We start from the raw sequence: 22,958 nt of genomic DNA, 5'->3' as shown, positions 1-22,958 counted from the left end.
TCGTCGGTGTCTCGTCCGGGATGTGACGAACTGTCAGTACCAGTGGTGGCTCTTCCAGAACGTCCATGCCTCGCACGGGCTGCCGTAGCGCCCGTTCATGTAGCTCAGGCCCCACTTGATCTGCGTCTCGGGGTTGGTGCGCCAGTCCGCGCCGGCCGAGGCCATCTTGTTGCCGGGCAGCGACTGCACGAGCCCGTAGGCGCCGGAGGAGGCATTGGTGGCGTTGACCCGCCAACCGCTCTCGCGCTCGACGATGTTGCTGAAGCACGTGTACTGCGTCGAGCTCATCATCGACTGCGCGATCGCCTTGGCGTCGGCGGCGGAAGCCGTCACCTTCTCCACCGGGCCACGCACGGCGGACCGGGCCGCGCGCTCCTGGGCCGCCTTGCGGTCGGCCTCGGCCTTGTCGGCCGCCGCCTTGTCCGCAGCCGCCTTCTCGGCCGCGGCCTTGTCCGCCGCGGCCTTCTCCGCGGCCGCCTTCTCCTCGGCGGCCTTCTCCGCTTCGGCCTTGACCCGCTCGGCCTCTGCGGCCTGAGCGCGCTGCGCCTCGTCGTAGGCGGCCGTCTGGGCGTCGGCCTGCTGGGTGATCCCGGTGCTCAGTTCCTGCGCCTGCGGGGCGGCGGGAACTTCCAGAAGCTTGGTCGTGCTCGCTTCGTCTAGTGTCTGGGCGCCGGCAGGGGCGGAAACTCCCGCTCCACTGAAACCGACGACGGCGCCAACGGCCGTGACAGCGGTGGCGGATGCCACGGCTATCCCCCGGACCGAGATCCGGCTCACACATGTTCCTTCCGGCAGGCGCCCCCCGCGACGAGCGCGGTGAACGAGTCCAACCCCTGGTCTGCGAACGACCTCGCGCTTTCGCGAGGTGTCGTCACGGCCCTGACGTCACGGGATTTTCCGAGGAGATTCCGAAACGTTTCGACGGGCGGCGTACAGCAGGTCATGTGTTCAGTTGTCGGGTCGAGCTGTACGCGGGGGTCTTACAAGTTCAGCAGCCTGCCTCAGCCAAACATTCGGAAGCAATTTCCCGGCGCGTGTCGAACATCACAACGGTCGGATCGGGCAAGGGTTTTCCTTTTCCCGAGGAGTCCGTTTCCACCCGACATAACCGACACGTTCGAGCCCCGCCGAGGCGTCCCGAAACACTCGGGACGCCGTCGACGGGGCTCGGTGCGCGACGCGGGCACTCAGCCCGGCAGGTCCTCCAACATCTCGGTGACCAGCGCCGCGATCGGCGAACGCTCGGACCGGGTCAGGGTGATGTGGGCGAACAGCGGATGCCCCTTGAGCTTTTCGACCACCGCGACGACGCCGTCGTGCCGGCCGACCCGCAGATTGTCCCGTTGCGCGACATCGTGGGTGAGCACCACCCGCGAGTTGCTGCCGATCCGCGACAACACGGTCAGCAGGACGTTGCGTTCCAGGGACTGGGCCTCGTCGACGATGACGAACGCGTCGTGCAGGGACCGGCCGCGGATGTGCGTGAGCGGCAGGACCTCCAGCATGCCGCGCGCGACGACCTCCTCGATCACGTCGGACGTGGTGACCGCCGACAGCGTGTCGAAGACCGCCTGCGCCCACGGACTCATCTTCTCGTTCTCGGTGCCGGGCAGGTATCCCAACTCCTGGCCGCCCACCGCGTACAGGGGTCGAAAGACCATGACCTTGCGGTGCTGATTGCGCTCCAGGACCGCCTCCAGGCCCGCGCACATCGCCAGCGCCGACTTGCCCGTACCGGCGCGCCCGCCGAGCGAGACGATGCCGATGTCGGGGTCGAGCAGCAGGTCGAGAGCTATCCGCTGCTCGGCGCTGCGCCCGTGCAGGCCGAACACGTCGCGATCGCCGCGCACGAGTCGCACCTGCTTGTCGGCGGTGACCCGCCCGAGCGCCTTTCCACGCTCGGAGACGAGCACCAGGCCCGTGTGACAGGGCAGGTCGGCGGCCTGTTCGATGTGGGTGCGATCGTGCTCGAACAGCGCGTCGATGTCGTCCGAGTCGACCTGCAACTCGGCCATGCCCGTCCATCCGGACGTGTTCACCAACTCGGCGCGGTACTCCTCCGCGCTCAGCCCCACCGCGGATGCCTTGACCCGCATCGGTACGTCCTTGGACACGAGTGTCACATCGTGCCCCTCCGCCATGAGGTGCCTCGCGACCGCGAGGATGCGCGAGTCGTTGTCACCGAGGCGAAACCCGGGCGGGAGAACGGTCGCGTCGATGTGGTTGAGCTCCACCCGCAGCGTGCCGCCGGATTCCCCGATCGGCACGGGCGCGTCCAAACGCCCGTATTGCGTGCGCAGTTCGTCCAGCATCCGCAGCGCGTGCCGGGCGAAGTAGCCCAGTTCCGGGTGGTGGCGCTTGGCCTCCAACTCGGTGATCACGACAACGGGCAGAACCACTTCGTGCTCGTCGAACTTCAAGAGCGCCGACGGATCGGCCAGGAGCACGCTTGTGTCGAGGACATACGTCCGGTGCTGCGGAGCACGGCGTTGGATCGTGGCCACGGAGTGCCTCGCCCCCTCTCAGGGCACGCGCACCGTGCGCCCTGATCGCTCGGAGTCCGGGCCCCGGCCCGAGAGCCGGGTGCCCGGCCCTCCTGTCGCCGTGAACAGTGGAGCTTGTAGTGCACGGAAGGGCCTCCCGGGCAGGTGACGGGGTGTCACCCACATAGCGCACCGGCTCACTGGATTGCGGGCCGGCCCGAGAGGGTTATTCCCGTGATCAGGGGCTCCGACACAAAGACGATGATCACAGAGCCGCGGAAATCCCGTATCGGACGGCCCCAGTGACGACGCGTCAGGTCCCGTAGCGGCGGTGTCGGGCCGAATAGTCGCGCAGCGCTCGAAGAAAGTCGACTTTCCGAAAGTCCGGCCAGAAGGCCTCGCAGAAGTAGAACTCCGAATGCGCGCTTTGCCACAGCAAGAAGCCGGACAACCGCTGTTCACCGGACGTTCGGATGACGAGGTCCGGATCCGGCTGGCCTCGGGTGTACAAATGCTCGGCGATGTGTTCGACGTCGATGAACTCCGCGAGTTCCTCGATCGTGGTGCCGCGGCCCGCGTGCTCCTGGAGCAGCGAGCGCACCGCGTCGGCGATCTCGTGCCGGCCGCCGTAGCCGACCGCGACGTTGACGAAGACGCCGTCGAAGCCGGCGGTCTCCTCCTCGGAGCGCTTGAGCACGTCTCGGGTGTGCTCGGGCAACAGGTCGAGCGCCCCGACGGGGTGCACCCGCCAGCGCCGCGCGGCGGCGATGTCCTGCACCGCGTTCTCGATGATGACCATCAGCTCGGCCAACTCGTCGGGGGGCCGGTTGAGGTTGTCGGTGGACAGCAGCCACAGCGTCACGACCTCGACGCCGACCTCCTCGCACCAGCCGAGGAGTTCGTGGATCTTGTCGGCGCCCTTGCGGTGCCCTTCGGCGATCTGCTCGCCGTACGCCTTCGCCCAGCGGCGATTGCCGTCCAGGATGACGCCGACGTGACGCGGTATCACCGTACGGTCGAGCGATGCCTCGATGCGCTTGCCGTACGCGCCGTATGCGAGGTCCCGCAGGCCCATGTCCACCTGCTCCTCCGTCCGTGATCACCCGCGCGAAAACCCTACTCCCGTCCGGCGCCCACTCGGAATCACGCGACGGAGGACGGGCGTGAAGATGCGGTGAAGGTCGGTTCGCGAACGGCGTGTCGCGGTGACCCGCGTCTCTTCCGGCGGAGGGCGCGACAAAACGCCGAGGGCCCGGCGGGAGAGATCCCGCCGGGCCCGGAGCGTACCGGTATTTCGACTCCCGGTCAGCCCGGTGTCACGGTGTCGGCTCAGCCTTCGAGTCGGGCGACCAGCTTGTTGTACTCGTCCCACAGCCCCTGCGGCGTGTGCGTGCCGAACTTCTCCAGGTGCGCGGGGACCAACGCGGCCTCCTGCTGCCAGATCTCACGGTCCACGGTCAGGAGCAGGTCCAGTTCCGTGTCGGTGAGGTCCAGGCCCTTGAGGTCGAGCGACTCGCGCGTCGGCAGTACGCCGATCGGGGAGTCGACGCCGTCGGCGAGCCCTTCCAGGCGCTCGACGATCCACTTGAGCACGCGGCTGTTCTCGCCGAAGCCGGGCCACACGAACTTGCCGCCCGCGTCCTTGCGGAACCAGTTCACGTAGTAGATCTTCGGGAGCTTGTCCGCGTCGGTGGCCTTGCCTATGTCCAGCCAGTGCGACATGTAGTCGCCCATGTTGTAGCCGCAGAACGGCAGCATCGCGAACGGGTCGCGGCGCAACTCGCCGACGGTGCCCTCGGCGGCCGCGGTCTTCTCCGACGCGACGTTGGCGCCGAGGAAGACGCCGTGTTGCCAGTCGAAGGACTCGGTCACCAGCGGAACCGCGGTGGCGCGACGACCACCGAAGAGAATGGCCGATATCGGCACACCCTTCGGGTCCTCCCACTCGGGAGCGATCGTCGGGCACTGCGCGGCGGGAACGGTGAACCGCGCGTTGGGGTGGGCGGCGGGCGTGTCGGACTCGGGAGTCCAGTCGTTGCCCTTCCAGTCGATCAGGTGCGCGGGCTTTTCCTCGGTCATGCCCTCCCACCAGACGTCGTTGTCGTCGGTGAGGGCGACGTTGGTGAAGACCGAGTTGCCCCACATGGTCTTCATCGCGTTGGCGTTGGTGTCGTCACCGGTGCCGGGAGCGACCCCGAAGAAGCCCGCCTCGGGGTTGATCGCGTACAGCCGACCGTCCTCGCCGAACCGCATCCACGCGATGTCGTCGCCGACGGTCTCGACCTTCCAGCCCGGAATGGTCGGCTGGAGCATCGCGAGGTTGGTCTTGCCACACGCCGAGGGGAAGGCGGCCGCGATGAACTTCGGCTCGGCGCCCGAGGGAGGCGTGAGCTTCAGGATCAGCATGTGCTCGGCCATCCAGCCCTCGTCCCGCGCCATGACGGACGCGATCCGGAGCGCGTAGCACTTCTTGCCGAGCAGGGCGTTGCCGCCGTAGCCCGAGCCGTAGGACCAGATCTCGCGGTCCTCGGGGAAGTGCGTGATGTACTTCTCGGTGTTGCACGGCCACGGCACGTCCGCCTCGCCGTCGGCGAGCGGAGCCCCGAGGGTGTGCACGGCCTTGACGAACTCGCCGTCCTCGCCGAGGAAGTCGAGTACGGCCTTGCCCATACGGGTCATGGTGCGCATCGACACCGCGACGTAGGCCGAGTCGGTGATCTCGACGCCGTAGGCGGACAGCGACGAACCCACCGGACCCATGCAGAACGGCACGACGTACATCGTGCGACCACGCATCGAGCCCGCGAACAGGCCGTCGAGCTTGGCACGCATCTCGGCCGGGGCGGTCCAGTTGTTGGTCGGACCCGCGTCCTCCTCCTTTTCGGAGCAGATGAAGGTCCGGTCCTCGACTCGCGCGACGTCCCGAGGGTCGGAGGTCGCGTAGTAGCTGTTGGGGCGCTTGTTTTCGTCGAGCTTCCTGAAGGTGCCCTTCTCGACGAGGAGGTCGGCGAGGCGCTGGTACTCCTCCTCCGAACCGTCACACCACTCGATTCGGTCGGGCTGGGTCAGCTGGGCTATCTCGCTCACCCAGTCGATCAGCTGCCGGTGTTTCGTCGGGACCTCGTTGGCCACGATCGCTCCATTTCGCGCCTGGGACGGCGAGTCCCCGGCGTCGGGGTTGAGGGTTGCGGGGATTTTATCCGGTCGTACGAACAAAGAACCGCCCGGGACCGGGCCCCACCTGGAAGTTGTGCCCCGTACCGGCCCGAAAACCCCAAATACATGCGGTTTCGCGACCCTGTGGCACAAGATCTCCCGTGATGCGATTCACTCGGTACTTACCGGTAACTTACGTTCGCGTAAGTACACTCGGTTTCATGAGTGTGGACGCGCACGCCTTGACGGCGCCCTTGACGCCCATCAAACCCAAGCTGCGCGGCTGGATCCACGCGGGGACATTCCCCCTCGCGGTGGCCGCGGGCATCGTCCTGGTCGCCCTCGCCGGGGACACCAAAGCGCGGGTCGCGTGCGGCGTTTTCGCGCTCACCGCCGCGATGCTGTTCGGCACCTCGGGGGTGTACCACCGGGGCAACTGGGGCCCCCGTGGCGAAGCGGTTCTGCGTCGCCTCGACCACGCCAACATCTTTCTGATCATCGCGGGCACGTACACGCCGCTGACCATTCTTTTGCTGGGCAAAAGCGATCAAATTCTGCTCTGGATCGTCTGGATCGGGGCACTCGCGGGCATCGGGTTCCGGGTTTTCTGGATCGGGGCCCCGCGGTGGCTCTACACCCCGATCTATGTCGCGCTCGGCTGGGCGGCGGTGTTCTACCTGCCCGAATTCATGCGCCAGGGCGGCGTCGCGGTGGTGGTCCTGGTGATCGTCGGGGGCGTGCTCTACAGCCTCGGCGCGGTGGTCTACGGCATCAAGCGGCCGAACCCGTCGCCGCAGTGGTTCGGCTTCCACGAGGTCTTCCACGCGTTCACCCTCGCGGCCTTCGCGAGTCACTTCGTGGCCGTCGCGCTGGTGGCGATCGACTGACCCGCACCCCACCCGACCTCCCCGAGGCCCGCACTCCCCCGGAGTGTCGGGCCTCGGTTTTTTTGGGTGTTCTTTGCCCGGAACTTTTGACTGACTCTCAACTTTGACAGCTACTGTCATAAGCAAGAATCAGTCAATCGATGGGTGCTGTCATGATTGAGGCAGGTTCGGCCGATGTGGGGTCGGCCGATGTGGGGTCGACCGAGGGCGTACCGGGAGCGGGCAAGGCACCGCCGGATCCTCGGCGGTGGTGGGCGCTGGGCGCCCTGGTGATCGGGCTGCTCGTGGTCGGCCTCGACACCACGATCATCAACGTGGCGATGCCGACCATGAGCGACCAACTCGGCGCGACCACGGGCGACCTGCAATGGATCGCCGATTCCTACATCGTGGTGTTCGCCGCCGGCATGCTCCCGGCCGGACTGATCGGCGACCGCTACGGGCGCCGCCGCTTCCTGCTGGTGGGGCTCGGCGTGTTCGCCGCGGGGTCCGTGGTCGGCGCGCTGGTGGGCTCGGTCGGCGGGGTGATCGCCGCTCGCGCGCTGATGGGAGTCGGCGGGGCGTTCATCATGCCCCTGTCGTTGTCGATCCTGCCGTCGCTGTTCCCGCCGGCGGAGCGGGCCAAGGCGATCTCGATCTGGGCCGCGAGCACGGCTTTGGGCATCCCCCTCGGCCCGATCCTGGGCGGGTGGCTGCTGGAGCACTTCTGGTGGGGCTCGGTGTTCCTGATCAACATCCCGGTGGTCGCGCTCGCGCTGCTGGTGTGCGGGTTCCTGCTGCCGACGTCGCGGACGACCTCCGACGCGCCGCGGATCGACGTCGGGGTGATCGGGTGCGCCGTCGCGGGCCTGACCCTGCTCGTGTTCGCGGTCATCGAGGCCCCCGACCGGGGCTGGGGTGACCCACGTGTGCTGGTGATGTTCGCGGCGGGCGCTCTGTTGGTGGCGGGCGTGGTGCTGCGCGAGGTGCGCGCACAGCGGCCGATGATCGACTTCGGGCTCTTTCGCGACCGGAACTTCCTGTGGGCCACGATCGCCACGCTGATCCCCTCGTTCGCGATGGCGGGGGTGCTGTTCCTGGTGCCGCAGCGCTTCCAGGGCGTGGACGGGTACAACGCGTTCGGCACCGGGCTGCGGTTGCTGCCGATGCTGCTCGGGCTGTTCGTGACGTCGCTCGCGAGCAACCGCCTCGCACCGCGATTCGGCCACAAGGTCGTCATCCCCGCCGGCCTGTTCGTGCTCGGCGGCGGACTGTTGATGGGCGCCACCGGATCGGCGGACGACGGCTACGGATGGACCGCCGCCTGGCTGACCGTGACCGGCCTCGGCGTCGGGCTCTCGCTCGTGCCGTCGATGGACGCGGTGATGGCCAACCTGGCGCCGGAACGCACCGGGATGGGCTCGGCACTCGTGCAGACGTTGCGCCAGGTCGCCGGGGCGTTCGGGGTCGCGATCCTGGGCAGCGTGCTCGCCTCCGCCTACGTCGACCGCATCGACACGTCCGGCCGCTCGGCACAGGTCGCCGACACCGCCCGCGACTCGCTCGGCGGCGCGGTCAAGGTCGCGACCCACACGGGGGACGGCACGCTCCTCGATTCGGCGCACGCGGCGTTCGTGCACGGCATGGACGTCGCCCTGCTGATCTGCGCGGGGTCGGCCCTGGTCGTCGGTGTCGCGGTCGCGATCTTCCTGCCGCGGCGCACCGATTCCACCCGGGCGCCGGCTACGCCCTCCCCCGAGTTGGGAGAATCGGGGCATGACCGCGAAGGTGCAACCCTCCTCCCCTGACCCGTTCCACGCCCCCGCGGGGTTGCGCGAGCGCAAGAAACTCAAGACCCGGTTGGCGATCCGCCGCGAGGCCTATCGGCTGTTCCGGGAGCAGGGTTACGACGCGACGACCGTCGACCAGATCGCGGAGGCCGCCGACGTCTCGCCCAGCACCTTCTTCCGCTACTTCCCGAGCAAGGAGGACGTCGTACTCAACGACGAGTACGACCCGCTCCTGGCGCGAGCGCTGGTCGACGCCCCGGAGGACGCAAGTCTGGTCAGCGTCGTGCGCACCGGCATCATGGGCGTTCTCCGGGAGGTCCTGCGGCACGATCGCGCCGAACTGGAGACCCGCCTCACGCTGATCCGCACCGTGCCGGCGCTGCGCCGGCGCACCTACGATCAGCAGATGGAGTCCTGGCAGGTCTTCGCCGCCGCGTTCGCCGAGCGCACCGGGCGCCCGGCGAACGACTTCGAACTGCGGGTGGCCTCGGCGTCGATCAACGCCGCGTTGTCGGAAGCCATGACGATGTGGGCCGAGGGCGGCTTCCTCGCCGACCCGCTCGACCAGCTCGACCGGGCCCTGGGGTACCTCCAGGCGGGCTTGCGCACCGAACAGTGACGGGGACGCGGGTGGATGGTTGCCCTGGTCAGGCGGTGGCGACTGCCTTGGCGAGGATTTGTTCGGCCAGTTGTTCCGGGTCGGTGACCGGGGCGTCGCACGTGAAGTGTCGGCAGACGTAGGCGGCCGGGCGACCGTCGACCAGCGGGCGGTCGCGCAGCAGCGGCATCGGCGACTCGTCGGTGGGGTCGCCCATCGCGACCACCGCGCCGGGGGCGGTGGACATCAGCGCGGTCAGGTAGAGCGCCCAGGTCGCGTCGTCGTCGCGCGGGCCGACGACGGCGATCTCGCGCGGCCCGTCCAACCACGCCTCGGCGACCGCCAGGCCCCACCCGATGCTGCGCGGCGACCGGCCCGCGAGCACCCGCACGATGCCCAGCGCCCGCCCGGCCGCGTCGCGGTGTTCGGGCGAGCCCAGATACGCCGCGTAGCCCAGCAGGGCGCCGGCCGCGCCGGTCCAGCCCGACGGGGTGACCCCGTCGGTGGGGTCCTGCGGCCGGCGGAACAGCTCCTCGGCGTCGTCGGCCGTGTCGTACAGCGCGCCGTCCTCGTCGACGAAGTGGCCGAGCACGACGTCCACGAGCACGCCGGCGAAGGTCAACCAGGCGTCGTCCGAGGTGACCGCGTACAGCGCGAGGAAGCCCTCCGCGACGTCCGCGTAGTCCTCCAAGACGCCCGCGTTGGGGCCCGGCCTGCCGTCGCGCGACGTGCGCACGAGGCGGTCGCCCAGCTCGTCGTCCTCGTCGCCGCCCAGGTGTACGGCCAGCAACAGATCGGCCGCGGCGAGCGCGGCGTCGAGCAGGTCGGGGCGGGAGAAGAGGGTGCCGGCCTCGGCCAGGGCCGCGATCGCGAGCCCGTTCCACGCCGCGACGACCTTGTCGTCGCGGCCGGGCCGGGGCCGCAGGTCGCGCGCGGCGAGCAACCGCTCCCGCACCGACTCGAAGCGCTCGACGTCGTCCGGGTCCTCGGCCAGCCGCAACACCGACGTGCCGTGCTCGAAGGTGCCGTCCTCGGTGACCCCGAACAACTCCGCCGCCCACGCGCCGTCCTCGGCGCCGAGCACCTCGGTCAGCTCGGCGGGCGTCCACGCGTAGAACGCGCCCTCGACCGACTTGCCCTCGCCGTCGAGGCTGTCGGCATCGAGCGCCGACGCGAACGCGCCCTCGGGGGTGCGGAGTTCGCGCACCACGAAGTCGGCGGTCCCCAGCGCGATCCGGCGCGCGAACTCGCTTCCGGTCGCGCGCCACAGGTGCGTGTAGACGCGGATCAACTGGGCGTTGTCGTAGAGCATCTTCTCGAAGTGCGGCACCACCCACTCGGCGTCCACCGAGTAACGCGCGAAGCCGCCGCCGAGCTGATCGTAGATCCCGCCGCGGGCCATCGCCTCACACGTGTTGCGGGCGATCTCCAAGGCCGTGTCGTCCTCGGTCCGCGCGTACTGCCGGAGCAGGAATTCGAGCACCATCGACGGCGGAAACTTGGGCGCGGTACCGAACCCACCGTTGGCCGGGTCGTAGTCCTGCGCGAGTCGGGCCACCGCGAGATCCAGGTCGGCCGCGGTGGGCACCTCGCCCCCCGCGTGCAACTCGCGCGGCGCGGCCAGACTCGCCGCGATCTGGGTACCGGCGCGGCGCACCTCGTCGTTGCGGTCCCTCCACGCGACGTCGACCGCGTACATCAGCTGCCGAAACGAGGGCATCCCGTGATGCGCCTCGGCCGGGTAGTACGTCCCGCAGTGAAACGGCTCGCCGTCGGGCGTCGCGAAAACGGTCATCGGCCAGCCACCCTGACCATTGTTCATGGCGACCGTGGCCTCCATGTACACCGCGTCCACATCGGGCCGTTCCTCCCGATCGACCTTGACCGCGACGAACTTCTCGTTGATCAACGCGGCCGTGGCCTCGTCCTCGAAGGACTCGTGCGCCATGACATGACACCAGTGGCACGCGCTGTAGCCGATGCTCAGCAGGATCGGCACGTCGCGGCGGCGGGCCTCGGCGAAGGCGTCCTCGCCCCATGGCCACCAATCCACCGGATTGGAGGCGTGCTGGAGCAGGTAGGGCGACGTCGCGTCCGCCAGTCGATTCATGCCCGCATCGTCGCACGACCCGGACCGGCCGCCCGGCTTTGCGGGTCCGATCCAGGGGTCGGAACTCGTACGCGGCACCCGATCAAGCGTCCGGGACCGGCTGGATTGGACCCAGTTGGTCGGTGAAGAAGGCGAGCGTGTCGGCGAAGAGGGCGGCGCGGCGGGAGGTGGCGCGGGCGCCGTGGCCGGCGCCGCGTTCCAGCCGGAAGAGGATGGGTTTGCCGCTGCTGGTGGAGTCCTGGAGGGCCGCGCACATCTTGCGGGCGTGGAGGGGGTCGACGCGGCTGTCGCCGTCGAAGACGGCGAGGAGAACGGCCGGGTAGGCGGTGCCCGAGCGGACGTGGTGGTACGGGGAGTAGGTGAGCAGGTATGCGTACTGGTCGGGGTCGGTGGCGCTGCCGTACTCGCCGACCCAGCTCGGGCCCAGGCCGAAGAGTTCGTAGCGCGCCATGTCGAGGAGGGGGGCCATGCAGACCACGGCGCCGTAGGCGGCGGGCCGTTGGGTGAGTGCGACACCGACCAGGAGGCCGCCGTTGGAGGCGCCCCAGATCCCGAGCTGCCGCGAGGTCGTCCACCCGGAGGCGACCAGGTGGCCCGCGGCGGCGTGGAAGTCGTCGAAGGTGTTCTGCTTCCGGTCGAGCATGCCGGCGCGGTGCCAGTCCTCGCCCTCCTCGCCGCCGCCTCGCAGGTTGGCCACCGCGTACACCCCACCGGCCCGGACCCAGGCGATGGCCTCGGGCGAGTAGGCCGGGGTGAGCGACTGCGCGAAGCCGCCGTAGCCGGTGAGGAGGGTGGGACGGGGCCGGTCCGGCGTGTCGCGCCGGGCGATGACGAACATCCGGACCAGGGTCCCGTCGAGGGAGGTGAAGGTGACCTGACGGGTGGTGAGGTCCGGCGTGGGCACCGGTGCCAAGGTGCCCGGGACGGGCCACGTGTCGAGTGCCCCGGTCCGCGCGTCGTAGCGCAGGACGACCGGGGGTGTGCCGAAGTCGGTGTAGACGAACCAGGCTTGGTGGGCGTCGGAAGCGGCGACCCTGACCTTGCCGACCGTGCCGCACGGCGGGATGGGCACCGAGCCGAGCAGACTGCCGTCCGCGAGGTCGTGCACCGTGATCTCGCTGACGGCGTGTCTGGTCCGCACGACCAGCATGACCGGCCGGGCCGATTCGGGCCCGTCGAGGATCGCGAAGTCCTCGAGGACGGCCTCCGGGTCCTCCGGGATCAGGTCGGTCCAGGTCTCGGGCGTGGGTTCGCCCGGCGTGGCCGTGACCACGCGGCCGCGGCGAGTGTGCAGATCGGTACTGAGATAGCAGCGGCCGTCCGCATCCGTGCCCGGCCGGATGTGGAGCAGCGAACGAGCGTCGACGCCCTCCTGCACGGTCCGCAGCAGCGGCGCCCGCAGGGGCGCGGCGGTCAGGTCCGCCAGCCACACATCCTTCCGGGGCGCCGTGCCGGCAGCGGCACTGACGACCAACCAGCGGCCGTCGGCCGAGACGCGCACGGTGTAGTGCTGGGTCTTCTCCCGGCCGGTACCGAAGATCACCGGGTCGTCGTCCGCGTCGGTCCCGATCAGGTGCAGCCGGACCCGCCGGTGGTACTGGCCCTCGCCGGGGTTGAGCGAAGGGTGCAGCCGCCGGACGTAGTAGAAGCCGCTGCCGTCCGGCAGCCAGGCCACCGTCGTCCGGCGTACCCGGTCGATCGGCCCGTCGACAAGCCGCCCCGAGTCCACGTCCAGGACGTACAGGGCGGCGTCCTCCCGGCCGCCGGGCGCCAGTTGGTACGAGAGCAACCTGCCGTCCCAGGACGGCTCCCACTCCTCCAGCGTCGTGCCGCCGCTGGGGTCGGCCCGTGCGGGATCAACCAACACCCGTACGGCGCCCGACGGTTCGACGACCACCAGTTCCGGGTGCTCGGCCCCCGGCAACACGCGGGTCAGGAACAGCCGTCCGCCCGCGGGACGGGGCGCGGACCCGACGCCGAGCCGCTCGGAGAGCGAGGTCAACTCGGCGTACAGACTCTCCCGCGCCCGCCAACCGTCGGCGGCGGCCTGGTAGGCCGACTCCTGCTTCTCCGTCCACTCCGACACCTCCGGCGCCGAGGCGTCTTCCAACCGGCGGTACGGGTCGTCAGTCATCCGGGGATGCTCCCAAGTCGGTGGAGTGGGCGACAACGGCCGGTTCCGGGTCGGGTGCGGCGGTGGCGTTCAGCCGCCGGGTCGCCTGCAGCGGGATCCAGCCGACCGCCGTGACCGCCCCCGTCAAAACCGCGAGCATCACCCAGGAGCGGGCGCCACCGAGGCCCTGGAAGAGCAGGCCGGCCGCAATCGGGCCGAGCGCGGCCAGACCGCTCAGCAGCAGGCCGGTGGCGGCGCTGACCCGGCCGAGCAGGTGCCGGGGGGCCCGCGCGAGCAGGGCGTGACCGACGATCACCCCGGCCGACGGCGACAGCATCATCAGCACGGTGAGAAGAAGAGCGACCAGCCATGGCTGGAAGGCCACCGCGAACACCGCCAGGATGGTCGTCCAACCGGCCCCGATACCGAGCAGGATGGCCGGCACGCTCAGCCGTTTGACGAGCCACGGAGCCAGCAGCGAGCCGATGATCGCGCCGACGCCCGCGCAGGACAGGATGGGTCCGATCACCGAGCTGGACGAACCGTTGTCACGCAGTTCCAAAATGACCGTCACATCGATGGCGGCCGAGACCAGGTTGATCACGGCGGCGTAGAGCATGATCACGAAGAGCTCCCGCTGCCGCACCAGCCAGCGGATGCCCGCCATCAGGCCGCGGTCGCCGGTGCGCGCGGCGGTGGCGGCGGGCCGGACCGTGATCCGCCAGAGCAGCACGGCCGATACCGCGTACGAGAGCGCGTCCACGACGAACGGCAGCATTCGATCGACCGCGTAGAGCGCGCCGCCGAGGGCCGGACCGGCCAGATTCACCGCCGCCTGGACGGCCTGGCCGACGCCCAGGGCCTGGGCCAGATCCCGCTCGACGACGATGTCGCGCACGAGGACCGTGTTGGCGGGCCCGAACAGCGCGGTGGCAAGCCCCTCGACCATGGCCACCGCCAGCAGGTGGACGTAGTGCGGCGATCCCCACAGGGCCACCAGCGGAATGGTGGACACCGCCAGGAAACGCACCAGGTCGGCCGTCAGCATCACCTTGCGCCGGTCCCACCGGTCGACCAGGCTCCCGGCCGGGAGGCGAAAGGCCAGCCTGGTCACCAGGGAGACGGTGGCGACCGCACCGGCCTGCACCGCGTTTCCGCCCAGGCTGAGCACCAGCAGTGGAAAGGCGATGATCGAGACGGCCGAGCCGACATTGGAGGTGAGGTCCGCCAAAAGGGACCGACGGAAGTTCCGGTTGGTTCGGAGCACGCCTGCCGACACGGTTCCCCCTACAGGCGGCCGGTGGACTGCAGGTGGTCGAGGATTCGCCCGTCGACGTTGTCCTGGAAGCGGGCCATCAGGTCGGTGTCGTCCTGCTGATACTCGTAGCCGCAGGTCACCCAGCGGTCCGGTACGGTGCCCGGGTCCAGATAGCCGTGGTCGATGTGCCCGACTTCCATACCCGGCTTGCCGGCCGACTGCCAGCTACTGAACAGGGTGCCGTCGGCGTTGACCACCGCTCCCTGCGGTCCGCCGGGCACCGAGCAGATCTGACAGGTCGTCCGCATGCTGGGCCGGACGACCTGGTAGCCCCGCTCCATCGATCGGACCGTCCACTCGACGAAGTGGTCCTCGACCTCCCGCGCTCGGGCGAGGTCGTTGCTGTACCCGATGCCCGCGTCGCCGACCCAGGCGAAGGTGAACGCGCAGCGGTTCGGTTCGACGTGGCCGTCCAATTGGTCGATGAGCTCGCCGATCCGGTCGACGTTGTGGTGCGAGACATTGACCCGGAAGTTCCACCGCAGGTCGGTCGCCGCCGTCGCCGCCGCGATATTGGCGACGATGGCGTCGAAGGTGGACCCGCCGGCGTGGGTGACGCGGGTCGTGTCGTGGTCGACCCGGCTTCCGTCGAAGGTGATCTGCACGGCGCGCAGACCGGCCTCGCCGAGCTCGACGGCCAGGCCGCGGGTGAGCAGCACCCCGTTGGTCGTCATCGCCGCGGCACCGAGGCCGAGTGGCGCGCAGCGCTCCAGCAGTTCCAGGCAACCCTTGGGATTGAGCAGCGGCTCGCCGCCGAAGAGCAACAGATAGAGCTTGGCGAGATCGGCCTCGGCCATCCGCTCGCGGGTGAAGTCGACGATCCGGTCGATGGTTCGGGTGTTCAGCCGCTTGAGGTTGATCCGTGGCGGGCGGTGGCCGCCCTTCGGGTCCTGGCCGGTGTTCTGGAAGCAGTAGCCGCAGCCGAGGTTGCAGGCGGTGCTCGTCAGTACGGTCAGCGAGAAGGACTTGGCGGTGCGCTCGCGGTAGGCGCCTTCGCGGCGCAGGAAGGCGTCGATGTCCGGGCGCAACTCCCCGTCCGCACCGACGTGTTCCGGTTTGAGCAGGGTCCAGGTCCGATTGCCGATGAACCACCAGCCGCGGTCGCTCCTGATCAGGCGTGGCGCGTCGACGTCGTCCAGCCGGGTGCCGATCATCTCTCTCCCAGGTTTCGACGGGCACGGCCGCCCTCGGCGGGCCCTGGCGGTTCACACCGCGACGCTAGGCAGGGCTGGTTTGGCGTCGGTATGCGACAGGTTGGCCGATAGCTGCCGACGCGGGGCGGGAACGCCCGGTCCGGGGCATACCGGACGCAAACCGAACCCCAACTGGGCAGCTCTAGCCTCGCTCTGAACCGAGTTGTGACCCCGCGTTGGGCTCCGAGTGCCGACCGACGTCATGGAAGGTGTGATCGACGTGACCGAGCCGACACCCGAGGATGTGCCCGCCGAGCACGAGGACACCGCACTCGAACCCGACACCGAGGAGCACGAGGTCGTGCTGCACGCCGCAGGCGGAGACGACGGTGAAACCCCGTGGTGCATCGGCGACATGACCGCGTACTGACCCCGGACGCCGACCGATGAGCTGCCCGTCCTGCGCGGCGGAACTTGATGCCGGAGCACTCTTCTGCTCCCAGTGCGGCACCCCGGCCTCGGCCGAGTCGCCGAATGCCGAGCGGCACACGGCGGAGGAACGCCGAGTGGTCACCGTGCTCTTCTGCGACCTCGTCGGCTCCACCGAGCTTTCGGGCGCGCTCGACGTCGAACTGCTCCGCTCGATCCTGCTGCGCTACTACGAGTTGATGGAGCGTCGCATCGCGGCCCACGGCGGGATCGTCGAGAAGTTCATCGGCGACGCGGTGATGGCCGTCTTCGGCCTCACCGCCACCAGGGAGGACGACACCCGCCGGGCACTCGACGCCGCCGTGGACATGCTGGCCGCGCTGGGCGACCTGAACACGGAGCTGGAGCGCGACCATCGGGTACGGCTCGGCGCGCGGATCGGCGTGCACACCGGTGAGGTGGTCACCACGGCGGATCCGGCCAGGCGGCAGGCACTGGTCTCCGGTGAGGTGGTGAACATCGCCGCCCGGCTGGAGCAGGCGGCCGGCCCCGGCGAGATCCTGCTCAGCGCCCAGACCTGCCGGGCCGCCGGACCCGCGCTGACCACCGCGGACGTCGGCCCGCTGCGGCTCAAGGGAGTGGCGGGGCGACTCGAGGCGGCCCGGCTGATCGCCCTCGCCGACCCCGACCCGGAGACCATGCACCGCTTCGACGTGCCCTTCGTCGGCCGCGAACGGTACCTGAGCGAACTCGACCTGGCCTGGCGGCGCGTGGTCGAGGAGAGCGACGTCCATGTCCTCACGCTGCTGGGGGAAGCGGGCATCGGGAAATCCCGCCTGGTCGACGAATGGCTGCGCCGTAGCGCCGGATCGGTGGACCCGGTGGGTTCGGGCCGCTGCCGCGCGGCCGGTACCGGCGGCTCGCTGCACGCGCTCGCCGAGTGCATAGCGCCGCTCGTCACGGAGGTCGAGCGGCAGAGCGGCTCCCAGCAGGCTGTCGCGTTGCTCCGCACCGGGCTGCTGCTCGACGGCACGCCGGCGCCTTCCGAGGACGACACGTGCGCGGCGGTCGCGCATGTGCTGACCGTGCTCACCGGCGAACGGCCGGTGCTGCTGGTCCTGGACGACCTCCACTGGGCCGACCAACCCTTCCTCGGCCTGCTCGACCGGCTGGTGGAGGACCTTCGCCGGCTGCCCATCATGGTCCTGTGCCTGGCCCGCCCCGAGCTGATGGACGCCTGCCCGAGTTGGGGAACGGGCCGCGCCAACTCGACCACGGTGAGCGTCACCAACCTCTCCGACGCGGACTCCGCCGTCCTCGCCGCCCATCTGGTCGACCTCACCCTGCACGACGCTGCGGCCACCGAGCAGATCGTGGCGCAAGCCGACGGCAACCCGCTCTACCTGGAGCAACTCGCCGCCATGGTCCAGGAGTCGGGCGGCGTTCAGGAACTTCCCCCCAACCTGCACGCCCTGGTCGCCGCTCGAATCGACCGGCTGGCCGAGACGGATCGAACCGTCCTGCGCAACGCGGCGGTCGTGGGACGCGAGTTCGACTCCGCGGACCTGGACCGGCTCGACGACGACCCGCAGACCCCGGCCGGCCGTACCGCGGTGCTCCGCACACTCACCCGGCGCGGGCTGGTCAAGCCGATGCGCCGGCCGTTCGGCGCGAGCGCCGCCTACTGCTTCGTCAACGGCGTCACCCAACGGGTCGCCTACGAGGGCCTGACCAAACTCCGGCGCGGAGAACTCCACGAGCGCTACGCCGAGTACCTCTCGCACGCCGCTCGGCCGGACGCGTTGATCGGAACCCATCTGGAGATGGCCTACCGCTACCGCAGCGCCGTCGGCCGCCTCGACGAGCGCAACAGCGTGCTGCGCCGGCGCGCGGTGCGACATCTGGCGGTGGCGGGGGCAGGCGCGCTCGGGCGGGTCGACCTGCCCTGGGCACTGACGCTCTTCCAACGTGCCGCCGAACTCGCCGAGCCGGGCGACCCGGGCCGCCCCGAGCTGCTCCAGCACCTGGGGGAGGCGCTGCTGACGTCCGGTCAGCCGGGCAAGGCCCGCGAGGTACTGCGCCGGGCGGTGGCCGAGGCCGACGAGCACAGCGCGGTGGGGACGGCCGCCCACGCCCGGCTGCACTTGGCCGCGTGCGAGCACGACGACGCGACGTTGGAACGCACGGCGAGCGACGCACTCGCGGTCTTCGAAGCCACCGGCGACGATCTCGGGCTGGCCCGGAGCCGCCTGGTCATCGCGGGCTTCTGCCAGCGCCGCGGCCGGCACGCCCAAGCTCTCCGGGTGCTGAGTCACGCGCTGACCCACTCGATCGCCGCGGCGGCCGACCGGGATCTGGCCAACACCCTGGGAGCGATGGGAATCTCGCTCTGGCGAGGGCCCGATCCCGCGCCGGCCGCAGTCGCCCGCTGCGAGTCGCTGCTGGCCGCGCACGGTGCCGACCGGCTGGCCGTACAGGTCACGCTGGGCTTCCCGCTCACGGTGCTGCACGCGATTCAGGGCCGAGCCGAACAGGCCGCCGAGTGCCTGGCCGGTACCCAGCACGCGATGGCGGCGCTGGCCTACGGCGAGGGAGCGGTGTTCCGGCCGCTGCTCGACGGCGTGCTCGCCGCTCTGACGGACCGGCCGGCGCAGGCCGAGGACGCGCTGCGCGAGGCATTGGACGCGGCCCGCGCACTGCGGGCGGGCGGCCTGATCCACACCACCTCGCTGGAGCTGGCCCGCGTGCACCTGGCCGGGCAGGACTGGCGGCAGGCCGCGGCGCTGGTCGAGGACATCACGGTCGCGGACGGGTACCCGGGGGTGCAGGCCAACCGGTACGGCGTACTGGCCAGGATCCGTGCGCTGAACGGGGAGCACGCCGAAGCCCTGCGGCTGGCCCGCGGGGCCGTGCTGCTGGCGCACCGCACCGACTCCCCGGCCGATCAGGCCACGACGTGTCTCGACCTGGCATACGCCAGGACCGCGCTCGGCCTGCCTCACCAGGCGCGGACGGCAATCCTGGCCGCGCAACGACGATACGCCGCCAAGGGACACCTCGTCGGAGTGGCGCGGACGAAGCGCCTGTTGGGAGAGCCGGCCGAAAGATGACCACGACCCGTACCGACGCCCTGACCTGGAATCTGCTCGACCGCCGACCCTGCGACATCCCGATCGCCACCGCGGACGCCGGCCTGATCACACCCGAGTGGGCCTACGGAGGCGCCGACGGGAGCGGCGTACGAGTGTGTGTCGTCGACAGCGGCATCGAAGCCGGACATCCGCTGATCGGGGAGCTCGCCGGTTCGTACGCCGTGCTCAACCGGGACGAGGGCCCGGAAGTCGGCAAGGTGGATCCGGGCGACACCTGCGGCCACGGGACGGCCTGTGCGAGCATCGTCCGCCGGATCGCCCCCGGCTGCGAGCTGCACAGCGTCCGGATCCTCGGCGAGAAGGGCGGCGGGACGGGCGACGCGTTGCTCACCGGTCTGCGCTGGGCCATCGAGCAGCGCTTCGAGGTGATCAATCTGAGCCTGTCGACCTCACGTCCGCAGTTCAACCAGGAGCTGCGCGAACTGGCCGACGACGCCTACTTCAACGGCTCGGTGATCGTCGCCTCGGCGCACAACTCCAGGATCGAGAGCTTCCCTTGGCGGTTCTCGTCGGTGATCTCGGTCGGCAGCCATGCCGAGGACGACTCGGCGCTGGTGCTCTACAACCCGTCACCGCCGGTGGAGTTCTTCGCCCGGGGCCAAGCCGTTCCCGTCGCCGGACCGAACGGCGGTACTACCCGCAACACCGGCAACAGCTTCGCGGCGCCGCACATCGCCGGGCTGAGCGCGCTGATCCTCGGCAAGCATCCCTCGCTGACGCCCTTCGAGCTGAAGACCATTCTCTATCTGACGGCAGCAAACGTGCGAGGAGCCTGAATCCATGAACCAGCCGGCGGACTCCGCAGCGATGATCGCGGCCATCTCCGGGGCCTTGGCCGATCCCGGCCCGGACGACCGCGAGTTGCTCGCCTCGATCGTGGGGGTGGCGCGTTCGATCTTCGGCGCGGCGGCGAGCTCGATCTTCCTGTTCGACCGGGACGCCGACGAGCTGGTCTTCGAGGCGGTGTCGGGAGAGGGCGAGGAGTTCCTCGTCGGCACCAGGTTCCCGGCACACCGGGGCATCGCCGGCTGGGTTGTCGACACCGGCGAGTCGATGACCGTGGACGACCTCGCGGACAGCCCGCTCTTCGCACAGGACCTGGCAAAGCGGACCCGCTACGTACCGAACTCGATCATGGCGGCCCCGGTGGTCCACCGGGAGGAGATCCTCGGCGTCATCCAGGTGCTCGATCCGCACCCGCAGTCTCGCTCCAGCATCGCCGATCTGGACCTGCTGGCGGCCTTCGCCGGCCAGGCGGGGCTCGCCCTACACGGCCTTGTCCGCAGCCGGGCGGCGCGGCGGGCGCTGGACCTCGGTGGCGCGGAGTTCGAGCGGCTGGCCGAAATCGTCCGGGTCCTCGCCGAGTTGGGGCCCGCGCAGCGGGCCGGCGGCCTGCGGCTGGTCGACTCACTGCACGAGGTGCTCTCCGGCATGGTTCGCTGACCGGTCGGAGGGTGTCGTGTCGCTGCTTCCGCGAAGGACGGCCGCGTACCGGTACGCCAGCGCCGGCATCCGGTAGTGGACGGTGTGGGCCATCACCTCGTCGTCGTCGTCGACGACGACCACGTTGGCCTCCATCAGTTCCTCCACGATCCGGGTGGCGGACTCCGCCGGACCGCCCAAGGCCGCCAGCAGGCCCGCTTGGTCGACAGCGGGCCTGGGCAGCGCGCCCAGTACCCCGAACGCCGCCTGCTGAGGTGGCGTCAGGCTCTGGTGGAACCTGAGGTAACCGTCGTGGACCGACACGTCTCCGACGCGGAGTTCGTCGAGCGCCGCGGGCAGTCGGCCGAGCTGGTCCGCGTACTCGCGCAGCGACAGGTGACGCTGCACGGTGAGTTTCCCCGCGAGGGTGCGCACGACCAGCGGGGACAGGCCGTAGAACTCCCGGATCCGGTGCAAGGCACCACTCGCGTCCGCGACCCTGGCCTTGCCGAGCACGCGTTCCAACAGGTCCAGGGCCTCGGCGGGAGAGAACTCGCCCAACTCCAAGCGGTGGACACACTCCAGCCCGCTGAGCTTGCGCGACGCGGTGAGCAGGGTGCGGCTCTCTCCGCGCCCCGGCAGCAACCGACGAATCTGGGCCTCGCTCGTCGCACCGTCGAGCACGAAGAGGAACTGACGCTCGGCGACCCAGGAACGCCACAACGCCAGCGCCGAGGTTTCCGCCTGCGGCAGTGTGACGTCGAGTCCGGTGCCTCGCAGCAGTTCGGTCATGACCTCGCGCCACTCGCGCGCCATCCCGTCGGGGTGGCTCAGGGAGACGAAGATCTGACCGTCCGCGAAACGGTCGGCGACGAGATGGCCGACGTGGACGGCGAGTGCGGTCTTGCCGACACCGGTCGGTCCGGAGATGGCCGCGACATCGGTACATCGGGAGTCGCTGGTCAGGGCACCTACCAGTTCCTCGACCTGGTCCTTGCGACTCACGAAGTCGGACAGATCGCGGGGCAGTTGGGCGGGCCTCGATCGAATCGTCGGCCGGCCGCCGCCGACGTGGGCCGCCGGGTGCTGCTGTGCCGAGGATTCGCCGGCCAGGATCTCACGGTAGAGCCGGCGGAGCACCGGGCTGGGGTCGAGTCCGAGTTCCCGGGCGATGAACTGTCGGTGGTTCTCGAAGCAGGCGAGTGCCTGCCACCTGCCGCCGACCTGGTCGAGCGCCGTCATGTGCAAGGCGGTCACCCGTTCCCTGAACGGGTGCCGCCCGGCTAATTCGCCCAGCCGGTCCAGCAGACCGAGCGCCCGGCCCGCCTCGACCTCGAGCTCGGCCCAATCCTCGTAGACGGCGAGAAAGCGGTCGGCCAGCCGCTGCGACTCGTGGGCGACGAAGGCGCTGCCCAGCAGATCGACCAACGGCTCGTCCCGCCAGAGCCGCACCGCCTCCCCGAACAGGGCGCAGGCTCCGCCCGCGTTGCCCTCACGCTGCGCTTGGCGCCCGGCGGCGGCGAGTTGGTCGAACTTCAACAAGTCCGACTCCTCTACCGTCGCCCGCAAGCTGTAGCCGTACGGCACGTGATCGATGTGACCGCGCGCGATCTTGCGCAACGCGGACACATATACCTGCAGGTTCTTGCGCGCGGTGCGGGGCTGGTCACCGTCCCACAGCGCGTCGATGAGCTGATCGACCGACACCACGGTGTTCGCCCGGCAGAGCAGCGCGGCAAGCAGCACCCGCTGCTTGTACGGGCCGAGTTCGAGCCGGATACCGCCCGAACACAACTGCAGCGGTCCGAGAATCTTGAAGCGCAGAGGACTTGCGACATCGCTGCTCCCGGCCATCAGGCCCTCCCCACGACAGTGCGCACCGGGCGCAGCACATCGCAGACCGACGTAGTCACTGTTCGTCACGTCTGCGCTCAGATTTGTAGCTTCGCGGACAAACGGATGCGTGGCAAGGACAGCGAGGAAGAGGGTGCGGGCGATCCGGGGAACTCGGAGCGGGCACAAGCTGCCAGGCAGCTCCACACATACCGGACCTCAACCGCCGGCTCGTAGCTTCGCACCGTGACGTCGGATGACATCCGACCCCGAGCCAGAGGAGATGTGCATGGCCAACCCCGATGTCCAGGCGCACAGCACGGGCGACGACGAGGACAACGCGCCGTGCGGCGTACAACTGGGCGCACCCAACGTGGCCCCGGATGTGCAGGCGCACAGCGCGGGCGACGACGAGGACAACGCGCCGTGCGGCGTACAACTGGGCTCCACCCTCGGGGCGACCCCGGATGTCCAAGCCCACAGCGCGGGCAACGACGAGGACAACGCGCCGTGCGGCGTGCAACTGGGCTCCACCCTCGGGGCGACCCCGGATGT

General features: G+C 69.9%; 17 protein-coding genes. 8 read left to right on the top strand and 9 right to left on the bottom strand.

Annotated elements, in window-relative coordinates; translation table 11 throughout:
- Positions 1-33 precede the first annotated feature (33 nt).
- From GT354_RS04805 to GT354_RS04790, 4 genes are all read right to left on the bottom strand, one after another.
- Complete coding sequence (locus GT354_RS04805) at positions 34-777, bottom strand: transglycosylase SLT domain-containing protein (RefSeq protein WP_346011854.1); 744 nt, start codon at positions 775-777, stop codon at positions 34-36.
- 410 nt (positions 778-1,187) lie between these two features.
- Complete coding sequence (locus GT354_RS04800) at positions 1,188-2,504, bottom strand: PhoH family protein (protein WP_161354907.1); 1,317 nt, start codon at positions 2,502-2,504, stop codon at positions 1,188-1,190.
- Positions 2,505-2,796: 292 nt separating this feature from the next.
- Positions 2,797-3,558 carry an isoprenyl transferase gene (locus tag GT354_RS04795; RefSeq protein WP_161354906.1) on the bottom strand — a complete coding sequence of 254 codons (762 nt, stop codon included), beginning with the start codon at positions 3,556-3,558 and terminating at the stop codon, positions 2,797-2,799.
- A 254-nt stretch (positions 3,559-3,812) separates the two neighbouring features.
- Positions 3,813-5,615, bottom strand: a complete 1,803-nt coding sequence (locus GT354_RS04790; RefSeq protein ID WP_346011853.1) for a phosphoenolpyruvate carboxykinase (GTP) — start codon at positions 5,613-5,615, stop codon at positions 3,813-3,815.
- A 245-nt stretch (positions 5,616-5,860) separates the two neighbouring features.
- On the opposite strand from GT354_RS04790, the gene GT354_RS04785 reads away from it, so the two are divergent.
- The 3 genes from GT354_RS04785 (at position 5,861) to GT354_RS04775 (ending at position 8,914) form a co-directional block, all read left to right on the top strand.
- Positions 5,861-6,526: a hemolysin III family protein gene (locus GT354_RS04785; RefSeq protein ID WP_161354905.1), complete on the top strand. Its 666-nt coding sequence runs from the start codon at positions 5,861-5,863 to the stop codon at positions 6,524-6,526.
- Positions 6,527-6,678: 152 nt separating this feature from the next.
- Complete coding sequence (locus GT354_RS04780) at positions 6,679-8,313, top strand: MFS transporter (RefSeq protein WP_161354904.1); 1,635 nt, start codon at positions 6,679-6,681, stop codon at positions 8,311-8,313.
- Positions 8,282-8,914 carry a TetR family transcriptional regulator gene (locus tag GT354_RS04775; protein ID WP_161354903.1) on the top strand — a complete coding sequence of 211 codons (633 nt, stop codon included), beginning with the start codon at positions 8,282-8,284 and terminating at the stop codon, positions 8,912-8,914. Before GT354_RS04780 ends, GT354_RS04775 begins: the two co-directional genes overlap by 32 nt.
- A 28-nt stretch (positions 8,915-8,942) precedes the next feature.
- Here GT354_RS04775 and GT354_RS04770 read toward each other — a convergent pair whose 3' ends face one another.
- From GT354_RS04770 to GT354_RS04755, 4 genes are all read right to left on the bottom strand, one after another.
- On the bottom strand, positions 8,943-11,003 hold the full coding sequence (locus tag GT354_RS04770; protein ID WP_161354902.1) for a thioredoxin domain-containing protein: 2,061 nt from the start codon (positions 11,001-11,003) through the stop codon (positions 8,943-8,945).
- An 82-nt stretch (positions 11,004-11,085) separates the two neighbouring features.
- Positions 11,086-13,137: a prolyl oligopeptidase family serine peptidase gene (locus GT354_RS04765; protein ID WP_161354901.1), complete on the bottom strand. Its 2,052-nt coding sequence runs from the start codon at positions 13,135-13,137 to the stop codon at positions 11,086-11,088.
- The gene (locus tag GT354_RS04760; protein ID WP_346011852.1) at positions 13,130-14,383 is read right to left on the bottom strand and encodes an MFS transporter; all 1,254 of its coding nucleotides are present in this window, start codon (positions 14,381-14,383) and stop codon (positions 13,130-13,132) included. Before GT354_RS04760 ends, GT354_RS04765 begins: the two co-directional genes overlap by 8 nt.
- Positions 14,384-14,403: 20 nt before the next feature.
- A complete protein-coding gene (locus tag GT354_RS04755; RefSeq protein ID WP_161354899.1) occupies positions 14,404-15,588 on the bottom strand; it encodes a radical SAM protein in 1,185 nt (394 codons plus the stop codon).
- Between the two features lie 259 nt (positions 15,589-15,847).
- On the opposite strand from GT354_RS04755, the gene GT354_RS04750 reads away from it, so the two are divergent.
- From GT354_RS04750 to GT354_RS04735, 4 genes are read left to right on the top strand one after another with little or no spacing between them, the layout of a single operon-like run.
- The gene (locus tag GT354_RS04750; RefSeq protein WP_161354898.1) at positions 15,848-15,997 is read left to right on the top strand and encodes a hypothetical protein; all 150 of its coding nucleotides are present in this window, start codon (positions 15,848-15,850) and stop codon (positions 15,995-15,997) included.
- Between the two features lie 16 nt (positions 15,998-16,013).
- The gene (locus GT354_RS04745) at positions 16,014-19,106 is read left to right on the top strand and encodes an adenylate/guanylate cyclase domain-containing protein (RefSeq protein WP_237534371.1); all 3,093 of its coding nucleotides are present in this window, start codon (positions 16,014-16,016) and stop codon (positions 19,104-19,106) included.
- Positions 19,103-19,924, top strand: coding sequence for a S8 family serine peptidase (locus GT354_RS04740; RefSeq protein ID WP_161354896.1), 822 nt, complete (start codon positions 19,103-19,105; stop codon positions 19,922-19,924). Before GT354_RS04745 ends, GT354_RS04740 begins: the two co-directional genes overlap by 4 nt.
- 31 nt (positions 19,925-19,955) lie before the next feature.
- Positions 19,956-20,591, top strand: a complete 636-nt coding sequence (locus GT354_RS04735) for a GAF domain-containing protein (RefSeq protein WP_237534373.1) — start codon at positions 19,956-19,958, stop codon at positions 20,589-20,591.
- On the opposite strand, the gene GT354_RS04730 is transcribed toward GT354_RS04735, so the two are convergent.
- Positions 20,556-22,424, bottom strand: a complete 1,869-nt coding sequence (locus GT354_RS04730) for an AfsR/SARP family transcriptional regulator (protein ID WP_161354894.1) — start codon at positions 22,422-22,424, stop codon at positions 20,556-20,558. The two genes, GT354_RS04735 and GT354_RS04730, sit on opposite strands and share 36 nt — an antisense overlap.
- Positions 22,425-22,692: 268 nt before the next feature.
- Between GT354_RS04730 and GT354_RS04725 the strand changes: the two genes are divergently transcribed.
- The coding region (locus GT354_RS04725) for a hypothetical protein (protein ID WP_161354893.1) at positions 22,693-22,958 on the top strand (266 nt) is incomplete at its 3' end.

Origin of the sequence: Streptomyces sp. SID3343, from assembly GCF_009865215.1 — a bacterium.
Taxonomy (GTDB): domain Bacteria; phylum Actinomycetota; class Actinomycetes; order Streptomycetales; family Streptomycetaceae; genus Embleya.
Note: the sequence above shows the minus strand (reverse complement) of the source record. Positions and strands in the feature narration are given on the sequence as shown.

Bases quoted from the DNA above. Each gene is read 5' to 3' on its own strand.
- GT354_RS04745 (WP_237534371.1), top strand. From the start codon at position 16,014: ATGAGCTGCCCGTCCTGCGCGGCGGAACTTGATGCCGGAGCACTCTTC.
- GT354_RS04795 (WP_161354906.1), bottom strand. From the start codon at position 3,558: ATGGGCCTGCGGGACCTCGCATACGGCGCGTACGGCAAGCGCATCGAG.
- GT354_RS04730 (WP_161354894.1), bottom strand. From the start codon at position 22,424: ATGGCCGGGAGCAGCGATGTCGCAAGTCCTCTGCGCTTCAAGATTCTC.
- GT354_RS04735 (WP_237534373.1), top strand. From the start codon at position 19,956: ATGATCGCGGCCATCTCCGGGGCCTTGGCCGATCCCGGCCCGGACGAC.
- GT354_RS04780 (WP_161354904.1), top strand. From the start codon at position 6,679: ATGATTGAGGCAGGTTCGGCCGATGTGGGGTCGGCCGATGTGGGGTCG.
- GT354_RS04765 (WP_161354901.1), bottom strand. From the start codon at position 13,137: ATGACTGACGACCCGTACCGCCGGTTGGAAGACGCCTCGGCGCCGGAG.
- GT354_RS04785 (WP_161354905.1), top strand. From the start codon at position 5,861: ATGAGTGTGGACGCGCACGCCTTGACGGCGCCCTTGACGCCCATCAAA.
- GT354_RS04755 (WP_161354899.1), bottom strand. From the start codon at position 15,588: ATGATCGGCACCCGGCTGGACGACGTCGACGCGCCACGCCTGATCAGG.
- GT354_RS04775 (WP_161354903.1), top strand. From the start codon at position 8,282: ATGACCGCGAAGGTGCAACCCTCCTCCCCTGACCCGTTCCACGCCCCC.
- GT354_RS04770 (WP_161354902.1), bottom strand. From the start codon at position 11,003: ATGAATCGACTGGCGGACGCGACGTCGCCCTACCTGCTCCAGCACGCC.
- GT354_RS04740 (WP_161354896.1), top strand. From the start codon at position 19,103: ATGACCACGACCCGTACCGACGCCCTGACCTGGAATCTGCTCGACCGC.